8 protein-coding genes and 1 pseudogene are annotated in these 13,522 nt (G+C 67.2%); 2 read left to right on the top strand and 7 right to left on the bottom strand.

Annotated features, from left to right (window positions below; all coding sequences use genetic code 11):
- Positions 1-90 precede the first annotated feature (90 nt).
- Positions 91-492, bottom strand: coding sequence for a DUF6281 family protein (locus AMK33_RS04855; protein WP_201262953.1), 402 nt, complete (start codon positions 490-492; stop codon positions 91-93).
- A 9-nt stretch (positions 493-501) separates the two neighbouring features.
- A complete protein-coding gene (locus tag AMK33_RS43650; protein ID WP_235617963.1) occupies positions 502-1,575 on the bottom strand; it encodes a peptidase M10 in 1,074 nt (357 codons plus the stop codon).
- Positions 1,576-1,970: 395 nt separating this feature from the next.
- Between AMK33_RS43650 and AMK33_RS04845 the strand changes: the two are divergent.
- Positions 1,971-2,303 (top strand): annotated as a pseudogene (locus AMK33_RS04845) (Scr1 family TA system antitoxin-like transcriptional regulator); the annotation flags it as partial.
- Positions 2,304-2,385: 82 nt separating this feature from the next.
- Here the strand turns inward: AMK33_RS04845 and AMK33_RS04840 are convergent.
- The 3 genes from AMK33_RS04840 to AMK33_RS04830 form a co-directional block, all read right to left on the bottom strand.
- Positions 2,386-3,264, bottom strand: coding sequence for a hypothetical protein (locus AMK33_RS04840; RefSeq protein WP_073931395.1), 879 nt, complete (start codon positions 3,262-3,264; stop codon positions 2,386-2,388).
- A gap of 245 nt (positions 3,265-3,509) precedes the next feature.
- Positions 3,510-3,713, bottom strand: a complete 204-nt coding sequence (locus AMK33_RS04835) for a DUF397 domain-containing protein (RefSeq protein ID WP_073931394.1) — start codon at positions 3,711-3,713, stop codon at positions 3,510-3,512.
- Positions 3,710-4,543: a helix-turn-helix domain-containing protein gene (locus tag AMK33_RS04830; RefSeq protein ID WP_073931393.1), complete on the bottom strand. Its 834-nt coding sequence runs from the start codon at positions 4,541-4,543 to the stop codon at positions 3,710-3,712. Before AMK33_RS04830 ends, AMK33_RS04835 begins: the two co-directional genes overlap by 4 nt.
- A 192-nt stretch (positions 4,544-4,735) precedes the next feature.
- Between AMK33_RS04830 and AMK33_RS04825 the strand changes: the two genes are divergently transcribed.
- Positions 4,736-5,299, top strand: a complete 564-nt coding sequence (locus AMK33_RS04825) for an ATP-binding protein (RefSeq protein WP_073931392.1) — start codon at positions 4,736-4,738, stop codon at positions 5,297-5,299.
- Here AMK33_RS04825 and pglX read toward each other — a convergent pair.
- Positions 5,226-8,822 carry a BREX-2 system adenine-specific DNA-methyltransferase PglX gene (gene pglX / locus AMK33_RS04820; RefSeq protein WP_073931391.1) on the bottom strand — a complete coding sequence of 1,199 codons (3,597 nt, stop codon included), beginning with the start codon at positions 8,820-8,822 and terminating at the stop codon, positions 5,226-5,228. The two genes, AMK33_RS04825 and pglX, sit on opposite strands and share 74 nt — an antisense overlap.
- Positions 8,819-13,495, bottom strand: a complete 4,677-nt coding sequence (pglW, locus tag AMK33_RS04815; protein ID WP_073931389.1) for a BREX system serine/threonine kinase PglW — start codon at positions 13,493-13,495, stop codon at positions 8,819-8,821. Before pglW ends, pglX begins: the two co-directional genes overlap by 4 nt.
- Positions 13,496-13,522: the final 27 nt, after the last annotated feature.

Here is a 13,522-nt window from a genome sequence, read left to right as displayed (position 1 = left end):
GCGTCGTTGTGGAGGTCGGCTTGGCGCGCTCCGTGGGGGAACCGTGGCAGGGAGGCGCGGGCCGGGCGAAGCCCATTTCCACGCCTCACCTCACGATCCGTCGATCAACTCTTGTACCTCGGGTGGGATCTTCTTGTCGGAGCGGAGGACCCTGAAGGCTTCCGCCTGTTCAGGAGATGACCCGATCGCTATGGCCAGGTCCGGAGAGATGCCGCTCACCGCATAGGCGTTCTCCGAGGTCTCCGGCACTTCGGCGCCTTGGTCATTGGTGTCACGGCACGGCGGACTCGTGGCGGTACCGATCTTCTGTCCGGCCTTGAACTCGACGTTCGAGAGCCTTATATACGTGCGACCTTCGTAGATGACGTCGCTCGCGCACACACTCTCGCTGTTCGCGCCGGCACCTTCGGACCCTTCTGATCCACACCCGACCGCGGTGAACGCCACGGCTGCCAATCCCGCCGCAATCGCACGTGGTCCGACCCAGCTCACGGAGTCCTCCTAATAGATGCTGCGAAGTCCCATAACGTCGCCCTTACCGAGTGTCCTCTTCTTCACTTCGCAGCGGTCCGCCTTGGTGTACATGGTGAGATTCGAGTGTCCGGAACCCACGTGGCCCAGCCCGAAGATGTGACCGGCCTCGTGCGTGCCGGTGTTGAGTACATCGTGGTACCTGCCGTTGCAGGTGCTCGTCGGATTCCTCGTGAAGTCGAAGTCCGCGATGTTGAACCTTACGTCCGCTTCCCGGAGGTCGTTCTTGCCAACCGGGTTGGGCCATGTCCACGCGCATGTCGAGGCGACGGCCCCGGCGGCCAGGTCACCGGCGTCCCACGTGCTCTTCCCATCCCGGGCGGTGCACGTCCCGCTGGCGCTCACGTCCGCTTCATACGTGGTCGTACCCGCGTAGTGACTCTTGGCGGGTACCTGGTCGGTCAGGCCACAGTTGTTGGTGCTGGCCGTGATCCGTCCGATCGAGCCTTCGAAGTACTCCAGCGCTTGAGAGCGTGTCATGCCTGCGGGATAGGCCCCGTCCCCCAGGTACCAGTTGTAGATGCCGTACTCTTTCCGGTCCAGTGTCGAGTAGGCACCGTCCTGGCACTCGCCGGGGGAACTCGCGGCGTCCACCTCGGCCACTTCGAGGCCGTCGGGTGTGGGCGGCTCGGACACCGGTAAGTCCGATTCCTCTGTCAGATCACCCGCCGTCAGCCGCGGGCTCATGACATCGGCACGGTCCTCGCCTGCGCTGGGCGATTCCGTGTTGGCCTCGGACAGGTCATAGGAGACCTTGCCGTCCGAGGTGACGATCAGCGTGAATCCGTGCTCCGTACCGTCTTCGGCCAGCATGTCGATGCTTACCGCGGTGTCGGCCTCCGGCATCTCTATTCCGGTGCCGTCATAGGTGACGACGAGACCCTCCACATCGCAGGTGTGCACGTTCAGACCAGTCGGCAATTCGTATACCGATAACTCATCCGTGGTCGGACATATCGGTATTGCGCTTGTGTCGGCCTGCGCGTTGCCCCCGGCGACAGCAAGCGATGCGGCCAACGCGAACGCCACGCTGGTTCTACCCACGAGTCCTGGACGGCGTCCAGCCACTCTCCCACCCCCTGTGATTCGGCCCCATTGCACGGGACGGTAATCGAACAGACATTCTTACATCTGTGATCGGATCGTGAGAGGGTGATTTCCGGTCAGTGATCCGGATTCGCACAGGCATGCTTTGCCGCGTGACGAGTCGTCATTGTGCCTGTGTGGCAGTCGGTTTCCTGTCCCAGGTGGCGCCTTCACCAGCAGTCCGCACAGCCGGCCCTGCCGTCGAAGCCCGCAAGGCTGAAACAACTTCCCGGTACCACCCAGGGCCTCTCGCCACGATCGAGATCCGTCCGGATTCATCCGGTGAGACCGAGGGCGGTCAGGGGTCTTCGGCGACCGCGGACGCCTCGCGGGTCGGGCATCAGATCCAGGAAGCCGGACAGAGCGACCGCCTCAACGGCATGATCGGCATGGACACGGTCGAGCTGGCTGTCATCCCCTTCACGGCACCCGTCAAGATCGTGCCTGCCAACGGCTTCTGGGTGCTCGACGACCGGCTGGTCGTCGCCGAGGACTGGCACGCCGAACTGTGGTTGGACGACACCGACAACATCACTTTGTACAAGAAGGTCTGGAAGACACTCAGCGAGTCGGCGGTGTACGGGGCTGACGCCCACAGCGTCATCGCATCGGCCCGCCGCTCCCTGAACCCACGGTGGTGTCGCTGCGGGCGTGTGTCCTGGGCAGAACATCACGAGCAGCCGTAGCGCCGGCGAACCCGGCCCGCACCTCCGCCGAAGACCGAAGGCCGCCCCCTTGAGTCGGGCGGCCAGGAGGGCTTCCGCGGCGTCAGAGCCTGGGGTCCTCCAGCTTGACGGCAGTAATGTCCGGGGCGTGCAGTTCGGCGTCCGCTGAGGCGAACGCTTCGTGTTCTTCCACGACTTCGCCCTCCACGACGTCCCCCTCCTCCATCACTCGGTGCGAGGGGTCCGCCAGTGGCAGGCCGGCGAGGTGCTTCTTGAGTCTCTTGGCCATCGGAAGGTAGGTCGAGAGAGTCAGCCCGCCGGACACGACGGCCCCGATGACGGGGATGGCCTTGGAGACGCCCTTCGCGAAGGACTGCTTGGTCATCTGGACGCCGAGGTAAGCCGCGGACTTCTTCACGATCGGGTAGATGACACCCTTGGTGAGCGCCTTCTGGGGCAGCTTCTTCGCGACCTGCTTCGACATCATCCCGGCGACCTTGCCCACGGCGGCGTTCGCCGACTGGGTACCGAACATCACGCCGAAGAACAGCGTGAGCACGCCCATCGTCGCGTCATCGACGCCCTCGCCCTCCTCGTCAAACAGGTCGGGCCAGCTATAGAGATAGGCGAGCTTCTGCGCGATGCGCAGCATGTGGCCGACGTACTGGGCCAGGTCGGCGGGCACGGTGGCAGGCAGGGCGAAGATGCCGGGTATCCCGGCTGCGGCCGAGAGAGCGCTGACTTTGGCGGTTTCGTAGCGGATGGAGTCGTTGGCGACCTTGTCGAGGAGGTCAACAGCGATGCCCGCAGCAGCGGGAGTCTCCTCTATCGCTCGTCGGATCTCTTCCTCGGAGCAGTGGCGAGCGAGCGCACTGCGGAGGTACGCCTCCCTGTTGATCCGCACACCGGGGAGCTTTGCCGCCGCCAGCAGCACCGCGAAGAAACGCGACTCGGGGTTCTCGACCTCTTTACCCTGCTTCATGGCAGGAACTTACAGTGCCTCCGAGTTGCGAGGGTCAGCATGGATCAGCTTCGTTGAGACCTCGTTACGAGAGTGGCGGTGGCGTGAGGGTCGGCTTCCTGTGCGATGCGGATCGCCGCCCGGGAAGGCGACCGCGGGCGAGCGAGGCGTCGGGTCTGCTGAAGGTGTGCCGTAGGGGTGGGATGCGCAGGGCCCTCCGGCAAGCACATGCTTGCCGGAGGGCCCTGCGATCGGCGCCACCTCTGTCAGCGTGCCGCGAACTCCACGAAGGCGGCCCATGCCGTGGCTTCTACGGCGAGTGCGGCGCGGGTTGTGTCCTTCGAGTCGCGGACGTGGACGGTGGCGGGGCGTGCGGCGACCTCAACGCATTCGCCGCCTTCCTCGCTGCTATAGCTGCTCTTGCGCCATACCAACTGGTCTATCTGTGGTTGATGTACGTGCGCGTTCATGACTCTCCCAGCAACTTCTCTACGTACGCCAATGATTCACGAGGAGTCAGGGCCTGCGCCCGGATGATCCCGTACTTGGCCTCCAGCGCACGGACGCGGTCCCGCTCCGTTTGCAGGCGACTGATGTTCTGTACCTCGGCGTACGCGATCCTCCGCCCTTCCTTCGTTTCGATCAAGGTGAAGGGACCAGCCATGCCCGCGTTCTCCTCGCGGTCAAGCGGCATCACCTGAATCTCGACGTTCCGACGCTGCCCCATCAGGAGAATCTGCTCAAGCTGGCCACGCAGGATGCCTCGACCTCCGATGGGGCGTCTCAACACTGCCTCATCCATGACAAAGCTGGCGAGCAGCGCGTCATGGCTGGACAAGATCTCTTGTCGGTCCAGGCGGGCGCCCACCCTCTGTTCGATCAGTTCGTCGCGCATAGGTGGCCGCATCATCATAAAAATGGCCCGCGCATACTCCTCCGTCTGTAGGAGTCCGGGCACCGCCTGGTTCGCGTACACATGCACTTCGACGGCCTCCGCCTCCAACCGTGCCGCGTCCCGGAAGAACGCCGGATACTGAGCCCGAGCCACCTCCTCCTTGCTCGCGCTCAACACCCCACCTGCACCCAGCACTTCATCCGCCTGGTCGATGAACCTGGGCTGCGGAATACGTCTCGCCTGCTCGAACGACGCAATCGTCGAGGCCGAGTACCCGGTCAGGGACCCGAGCCCCGCGCGGTCCAGGCCCGCCCGCTCCCGGAACAGCTTCAACTGCCTCCCGAACACGCACAGCATGCCCGTCCCGACCTCATATTCTTCCGGCTGCTGAACCTCGTCGTCCACGCCGCAGCTCCTCTCGTACAACCGCCCAGTCAGCCAACTTCGGGGCCTGGGAACCGGTCACGCCCAACACCAGGTACAAGCGCGCCGACGGCGTGTACAGCCCGTACCCGTCAGCGCATCGCTCCTGGTCAACGCTACGCAGAGTCCGACACCGTTGACCCTATGAAGTCAGCAACTCCCCCGAATGGGCATATGCAGCAGCACCCCGCGCCCGAACACGAGTTCACCATGCGCTTCACGTCAACGCCGCGCGGTGCCCGCCTCGCTCGCAGACTCGTCTCGCACCGCCTGAACGACTGGGGCCACCCGTACGCGACCACGGTCAATGAGACGCTCACCCTCATCACGGCGGAACTCACCGCCAACGCCGTCCGCCACGGCCACGTCCCCGGCCGGGACTTCCACGTCCACCTCACCCTGGCCGAGGGCACCTTCCGTATCGAGGTGACCGACACCCGCGATGAGAAACAGCCCTCGGCCGCCAGCCCTTCGGCGACCGACTCGCTGTCCGAGTCCGGCCGGGGCCTGCTTCTGGTCGCCGCCCTCGCGGACGACTGGGGCGCCAGCCCTCGCGAGGCCGCCCCAAGAAAGACCGTATGGGCGGAGCTGCACACGCAGACAAAGGGCCACCCGCTCACGCACCGGGTGGCCCTTGAACCGACGGATGTCGATCTGCTCCTGGCTACTGCTTCGCTGCTGCGCGACGACCTCGGGTCGCGGCCGGAGGACGCCAGCCACGGAGGTCGTCGTCCGTGAGTCCGTGCTCGCCCTGCTTCTGCTGGCGGTAACCGGCGAAGAAGTCCGCCGGGGAGCCGCTGTAGAACATGTCGAACTCGTTGTGCCACTGGTACAGCCACGGCTGCAGTTCCAGCAGGCCGGCGAGGAACGGTGTGATCTCCTCGGCGGACAGCGCGGCGTTGGTGAAGTACGTCGCCAGCGCCTGCGCCTGCTCCTTGTGATCCCAGCCGGCCCACCCATACAGCTCGGGGGTGGCAGCATTGGTCTGCCCGTAGGAGATGAACCGCTCCTTGGGCACGTCGAGCTTGCCGCGCGCTCGCCAGTAGGACGGGCGGAGGAAGTCGGCCGAGGTGTACTTCGGCGGCACGGGGATGGAGTCCCGGATCTTCCGCTTAGACGGCTCGTCGGGCGCGGCGTCCTCCTTGCGCTGGAGGTCCCAGACCTCTTCCCAGTCGGCGCGCTTCTTCATCCCGGAGGGCTTGTAGCGCAGAGCGGAGAGGAACGGCACGTGCTCGTCGGTGATCAGCTCAGCGACGGCCTTCGCGAGTTCCTTACGGGGCGCGTAGAGGTTGGCGACCGACACGAAGTCCTCGTCACGGGAAAGCGCGTCGGTGAGACGGGTCAGGGTGAGGATGGTGGGCTGACCGTTCTCGTCGAACCACAAATCGCGGTTCTCCATGCGGTCGAGCAGCCAGGAGCGCAGAGCCTTCTCTTGGAGCGCGTCCCAGCCCTCCGTGGCCCAGCGGCGCTTGTACTCGGGCCGCTCGACCATCCCGATAGCGTGGTTCGATTCGATGGCGTCGATTCGCTTCTGCACGATCTCGCGATAGGGAGCGGGCCAATGGGATGGGATTTCCGTGACGGTTTTTCTGCCATGGTGGGTGAACCACTTTGTGTTCACCTCGCCGTTATCAATCTTCCGTGCGAGAATGATTTCAAACGCGCGCTCCCCTGCGGCAATTCCGGGCACGTCGGACCCTGGAGTACGTAGATCCTCAGAGTGCAAGCCATAGATTGAGTAAACTTGCCAGTCCAGTTCCTCCTGGAGGGCAATCATGCGCGCTCGAGTGGACTCCCAAGTCTGACGAGCCTTGCGGAGGACATCAGTGGTGGGCGTGGATTCGGCAAGAACACGCCACGGACTGACAGCACTGAGTTTCTGAGCGAGGACATCGAGTGCAGCAGCGAGATCGACAGGGCGATCAACGGGAAGCGGAAACTCCTCCAACTTTGTGCCGGTGATCTCAAAGTTCCATGACCATGGCTGATCAGGCATGCCACTGGCAGCCGTCGCATTACCCTTACTATGGCTCACTTGCTTGATCCAGAATCCAGCAGTGGAGCTATTGAGCAACCCGAGCAGACCTAGGTAATCCTCTTCCGCACTACTCTCCCGCAGCTTGATGACCGGAGCCGAGTGGTTAAGCACACTTCCCCTGCGCTCTAGAACGAAGTGGTTGTGCGTGGCCATGAAAGAAAAAGCGATCAAATGGGGAGCTTCAATCCGATCCTTCCTAGAGAACGTGTAGTCGGACCATGGGATTCCACGCTGCTCCTTGGTCTTCGAGAACATGAGGCCGGTGCGAAGTAGCTGCCGTCGCGCCCATAGATACCTCCCTTCAAGTACATGGCGCTCAGCGGCGGAGGCATCAAGCGGATAGATCGCATCAGCACCAGAAGAGCTTCCCCAGTCACGAATTCCGTCACCTACGAGGAACGGTCGGAGGGTCACATTGCGCTCAGGAATCCAGCGGGCAAGCGGCCGCGAATACACGAACTGATCATCATCGCCCGTAATTACAGAGAATCCGATCGGATCGACAATCGATTTAAGCTTCTGAGATTCTGCTTCTTTGAGCTGCTCGAGCATTTCCCGGCCACCTGCAGCAAGCACCCAAGGATGCCCACCAAAGTACCGCGCCCGCTCCATATCGCTTACCGACACCCACTCGCCGACGGATCCGGGAGTGTCGATCTGATCGATAATTGCTCGCCAGACCAAACCCTTTGCAGGGTTCTCTGGCACCCCCGGCTCCCCTTGTACGCTGCGAACCGTACGAATAGTCGCCGCGCGCCGGCTTCCCTCCCGTCGCTTGCCGACCAGGATCACTGTCGGGGTCCCGTGACCCGGGATGTAAGCTCCGGACGTGTCGATGACCTCGGTCAATTCCACATCGTGCGCAAAGTAACTCTCGATCAGCTTTGCACCGAACTCTCGCTTCATGAAGGAATTTGCCGTGATCTGTCCAACTATTCCGTAGCCGCACCCATCAGCAGTTCCTCGCCTGGCCAGCTCGAAAAATCGCTGAGCGAACGGAACCGAAAGTGCATACTTCCCAGCGCACGCATCGTATAGATCACGATAAAGCTGATTCAGCCCCTTATCCTTCACCGTGATATACGGCGGATTTCCCACCACCACGTGGTAACGTCCCTGCAGCAGGATGTCCGGGTGCTCGTGAACGTCCTCGGTCGCATACTTGAAGTCCGCGAGTTCGTCCGCCCCCACCTCTTCAGAGCCGTCGAACAGGTTCCCCTGCCGATACCGGTGCTTGATCAACGAGTCCCCCACCGCAAGTCGAATGGGCCACTCGTACTTCCCAGCTTCTGCCATGCTAGTAACGTCGCTCGCTGCCATAGCCGCAACGAGCAACCGAAACCGCGCAATGGCCACCGCGAACGGATTGATGTCCACGCCATGCACGGCTTCCAGCGCCGCCCGCACCCGCTCGTGCACGTCCTTCCCCGGATGCCCCTCCGCCCACAACCGCACCAGCCGCCGAAACGCCCCCAGCACAAAGTGCCCCGACCCACACGTAGGGTCGATCATCTTCAGTTCCTCGTACCCGAACTCCCGCACCGCCGGGTTCATCGTCCGGTCAAGGATGAACTCCTCCACGAACTCCGGCGTCTGGAGCAGCGCGTACGTCTTCCGGGCGGCCTCACTCAGGTCCTGGTACAGGTCCCCCAGGAACCGCGTGTCCCACCCCTCCGTGCCGTCCTCGTTCAGCGGGTCGGTGAAGTCGTGGACGAGGACGCCCGCCTCGTCGCGCTGACGCCAGAACTCGACCAGCTCCCGCGCACCGTCGTGCGACAGCGGCACCTGATACAGCGGGTTGTGCCGCTTATCGAACAGCAGCCGCCCCGCCTGCCCCTGACCCAGCTCGTCGAACGCCTTCTCCAGCCACCCCCGGTACGTCGGGTCCTCGTCCGACTCCACGTACGCGTCGTACCGCGACTCCGCCAGCTCGCGCCGGTCACCGTCCGGCCCCGTCAGGTACGGCTCCGGGATCAGCCGGTTGTCCTCGCAGAACCGCACGAAGACAGTCCCCAGCACCCACGCCACCGCGACCTGCGTGACCCGCTCGTCCAGCCACGAGGTCCACGTCGCCGCCGTACGCCCCAGCTTGCGCGCCTGGTCGTACTCGGCCCGCAGCCGCGCACCGACCTCACCGAGCGCCTTCACCTGCTTGTCGAGGTCGGCCTCGACCGCCTTGACCTGCTGCTTCAGGTCGTCCAACAGAGCCTTGCGGTCGATCACTTCGCGTCTCCCTCGACACCACTTGCCACAACCTCGCCGGACCCGCGATGGGCGTTGCCCACCCACGTGTCCGGAAGCTGGATCCACTCCCCCAGGCCGGCCTGGTACGGCACGGCCGCCTGCCCGAGCCGGGGCTCGCGCGAGGGGTCGTTCTGCGGGACCAGGAGCCACAGCCCCCGCCCGCCCCGCCGGGCCGCCGATGCCAGCCGGTCCAGGACGCCCATCGCGTCGTACCGGGCGAACACCCCGGCCTCCGTTAGCAGGACCGGACCCGCACCGCCACCACCGCCGTTGCCCAGCAGCTCGGCGATCCGGGGCTCGACCGAGCCCCATGCCGTCCGCGCGTACTCCGCGAACCGCACCGCGCCCTTCGAGCCCGGCTCGGCGGCGTCCGCCTTGAGCAGGGTCTCCCAAGTCGGCTTGGTGCCTGGCGTGACCTGACCGTGCAGGGCCTCCAGGAACAGCTCGGTCACCGATACCGCCCGCGCGCCCAGCCGTTCGGCGCTCAATTCCCGTACCGCGTCCCGCACGAGCTGCTGCCGTACGGTCAGCACCCGGTACCCGTCCCGGTGGGCCGAGGCGAGCAGCCGTTCCTCCGCGCGCACCGCGCCCGCGAGCTGTGGGTCGTCCGCGTACCGCGTCACCGTGCCCGTGCGCGTCGACTGCCGCCACGCGCCCGTCGTGAGGTAGCTGGAGGCGTCCTCCACCCGCGTCGGCAGGTAGCGCAGCGTGCCCGTGTCCTCGCGCATGCTAAGCGACAGTTCGAAGCCCGCGTCGCGCAGCGCCTTGGTGAGCGGGCCGCCGGTCGGCAGTTCGTGGGTCGTGCCGCCGCGCCCGTCCGGGACGCCCAGCTCGGGGAAGCGGGCACGCACCCGCTCGTGTACGTCCTCACCGGTCAGGCCGGGCTGCCGACCCTCCGGAACGCCCGGGATCCAGCGGACGAGGCCGGCCTGGGTGAGGCGCAGCGCGCGGACGAGCGACAGGTCGCGCGGGTAGATCTCCAGGCGCGGAGTGGCGGCGGCATTCACCGACGCGGCGGCGGCCAGTTCCACCATGCGCCGCTCGTCCCAGTCGACAGCGCCGGGCGGGACCGTCAGCGCGCCCAGTTCGGCCAGGACGGTCGCGGCCGTCGGCAGGGTGTCCAGCTCGGCCAGCCGACCGGCCGTCCTGCCGAGGCGGGTCGCGTAGTCGAGCAGGCCGGGCGCGGTCGGGGTGTCCGGAGCGTCGTTCTCGCGGACGTCGAGGGCGAGCAGGCCGGCGCCCAGCGACTCGTCGGTCGCCTTGCGGTTCGGCTGGTGCTGGAACTCGGCCTCCTGCGGCACCAGTTGCTCGACCTCGACGACGGCCCGCACCGCCGCCAGGGCCATCGCGCGCCGCTGTTCGCGCCCGGCGAGGTGCGTGCCGCGGCGGACGGCGAGGGCGTCGGCGATCTCCACGGCGGAGGCGACGCGGCCCATGCTCTCCAGCAGATCGATGATCTCGTCCCGCAGCGCCCGGACGGCGGGCTCCGCCTTCCAGCGCTTGCGCTCGTCCTTGAGCATCTGCGGGATACGGCCGTGGCTGAGGCCGAGCGCGTCGGCCACGTCCTTCTGCTTCGGCCAGACGCCGATGTCCGGCAGGACGCCGTGCTCGTCGGGCAGGCGCAGCAGCAGCCGCACCACCTCCGCCTTGTTGCGGTTGGAGCCGTTGTTGTTGACGGCCGGCACAAAGACGGTGGCGAGGGTGTCGAGGCTGACCGAGCGCAGGGTGCGGGCGGACAGCGCGCCCGCCGACTCGCCCGTCGCGAGCTGTCCGACGAGGGCGGACTCGGCGGCGGTGAGCTGTTCCAGCTCCTCCTTCGCCTCCGCCCGGCCCTTCGGCGTGAGCGGGGAGACGGGGATCTCGCGCAGCCGCTCGCCCCACTCCCGCTGCCGCTGCTGGATCTCGTTGCGGGTCTTGGCGCCGAGGCCGGGGGCGTTGACGAGCTTGCGGCGGCTGTAGTCGAGGAGTTCGCCGACCGTGGTGAGGCCCAGGCCGTAGAGGAAGGACTGGGCGGCGGGCGTGAGGCCGGAGACGGTCAGCGGGGTGTCGCGGGTGACCTCGGCGGCGAGGCGGTCGCGCTGCTGCTCGGCGGTCTCCGGCTCGGCGTCCGCGATCCCCGCGGCGGCGCCCTCGGCGGGTGTGGTCCCGTCGGCGGGGGCCGTGGGGCGGGTGCGGTGGCTGGAGGGGACGGTCTGCGAGGCGTCGAGGAAGACCTTGCGCCAGGCGTCCCGCATCGGCTTCAGCTCGGGGAACCGCTTGCCCGCGTCGCGGTGCAGGGCCTTCTGGAAGAAGGCGACGAGCCCGTCCCGCACGGCCGGGTCGAAGGCCTCGGCCGCGATGGTCGGGTACGGCCACTCCTTCGGGTCGGTCATGCGCGGCAGGACGCTGCCGTCGCCCCACTTCGGCAGCTCGCCGGAGGCCATCTGGTGCAGGGTGACGGCGACGGCGTACCGCTCGGCGTGCGAGTCGTACGAGCCGCGCGTGATGACGTCGACGAAGGGGTCGAGGTAGCCCTCGGTGCCCGCGTCGGTGTTCTTCGCGGGGTAGCCGGCCAGCGAGAAGTCGATGAGGACCAGCTCGCGGGTGCGGTTGGGGCGGATGCGGACGGCGATGTTGTCGGGCTTGATGTCCCGGTGCCAGACGCCCTCGCCCTCGAGGAAGTCGACGGCGCCGAAGAGATAGTCGCCGTACGCCTCCAGCTGGTCGACCGGGAGGCGGCCGTGCTCGCGGAGCTGGCGGGCGACGGTCTCCTCGCGGCGGCGCGGGCGGGCCGCGCCCTCGGCGCCCTGGGCGTCGTCGTCGCGCTCGTCGCCGACGTACTCCAGCGCCAGGACGGTGCGGCCGGCGATGAGCAGCGGCTCGGGCTCGACGAGGCGGATGATGCCGGAGTGGGGGCGCAGGCGGCCCATGGCCTCGGCCTCGCGGACGAGGATCTCGCCTCGGCTGTCGGAGAGGGCGACCTTCAGCACGGCCAGCGGGCGCGTCCTGCGGGTCTCCGCCTCCAGGTCGCGGACGAGGAAGGCGCGGCTGGTGGAGCCGGTGCCGAGGCGGCGGCGGACCTCCCACCGGCCGGCGAGCACGTCGCCGGCAACGGCCTCCAGCGGGTCCTTGTCGGCGCTCGCCCCGGTCTCCTCCTCCGCGTGCCCGTCGAGGGCGGCGGCGGGGGCGGTGAGGGAGTCCTCGACGACCTCCAGCAGCTCCAGGAACTCGTCGACGCTGGAGAGGCGCTGGCCGGGACGGTAGGCGGTGGCGGCCTGCACCAGCTCGTCCACGTCCTCGGAGAGCCCGTCCACCAGGGAGCTGGGGCGCAGGCCCTCGCCCGCCTCCAGGCGGGCCAGCAGCTCGGCCTGGCTGGCGGCCGGGGCCTTGCCGGTGACCAGCAGGTAGGTGAGGACGCCGAGCCCGTACACGTCGAGGTAGACCGGGTCGGGGCTGAGGGCGGTGAGTTCCGGGGCGAGGTAGGCGTCGGCGTCGTCGGACAGGTGCATGGCGGACAGGGCGGTCGGCGCGAACCGGGTCATGCCCTGGCCCTGCGAGGAGTCGCCGCTGCGCTGGGTGGCGATCTGCCAGTCGGAGATCTGCAGCTGCGGGGTGAGCCAGGCGGTCTCCTCCCCGACGGCCTGCCCCTTGCGGCCGCGCGGGCGGGGGACGACGTGGACGGAGCGGGCGGCGAGCGCGCGGTGGTGGATGCGGCTGGCGTGCGCGGAGCGCATCGTCTCGGCGAGCTGGCGCACCAGCGCCATCCGGCCGAGGATGTCCAGCTTCTCCCCGTACTGGACCAGGTACTCGTCCAGCTTCAGCGTGTCCGGGTGGTAGTCGAAGATCAGCGCGGGGCCGGCGGCGTGCCCGGAGGGGAAGTACTGCTTGAGCTGGACGACGCCCGGGTGCTTGAACCGGCCCAGCACCGCGGCCTCACGCCGGGCGGCGTTCTCCACGGACTGGCGCAGGGAGGCGTCGGAGCCGCGCTCGCTGAGGTAGATCCGCACGCGTGCGGCCTCGGGCAGGTCGCTGTGGCGGGCGAGGTAGTCGGCCCAGGTCTGCCCGGACTCGAAGGACTTCCGCTCCAGCTCGTACGGGCCGACCTTGTACTGCGCGTCGCTCTTGCGGATGCCGATGTTCGCCAGGGCCGCCGCGACCTCGCGCGAGCCGATCGCCGTGATGCGGCGCCGCTCGTCGGCCGGGGGCTGCTTGAGCATGTCGACCAGTTCGTCGACGGTGTACACGCCGTTCTGGTCGTGGGCGGGCAGCCGGACGCGGAGGCCGTTGTCGGTGAAGCAGACGGCCTCGGCGACCCAGACCCGCCTGGCGCCGGGCTGGGCGAGCAGGCCGGCCAGCTCCTTGGCCTTGCGGTTGACCAGGTGCAGCGGGTTGCCGTGGGTGCGGCGGTAGCCGCCGGGGGTGGTCTGGACCCAGGTACCGTTCTCGGAGGTGACCGAGCCGTGCCAGTCCTTCAGCTCGATCATGCACAGGCCGCCGGGGGCGACGACCAGCAGGTCGACCTCCCGGACGTGGCCGGTGTTCGCGGTGAAGGTGAAGTTCGACCAGGCCCGCCAGGGGTCGCCGTCCGGCAGCTTCTCCCTGATCGCCTCCAGGCCGCGGCGTTCGTGCTCGAACTCGGACTCGGTGACCGTGACCCACCGGCCTTCCCGCATGCCTGTCCCCACTCGTCGTTCTTCCAG

The sequence above is a fragment of the Streptomyces sp. CB02400 genome (genome assembly GCF_001905725.1).
GTDB lineage: Bacteria > Actinomycetota > Actinomycetes > Streptomycetales > Streptomycetaceae > Streptomyces > Streptomyces atrovirens.
The sequence above is the reverse complement of the archived record's forward strand: the minus strand, read 5'-3'. Positions and strand labels throughout refer to the sequence as shown.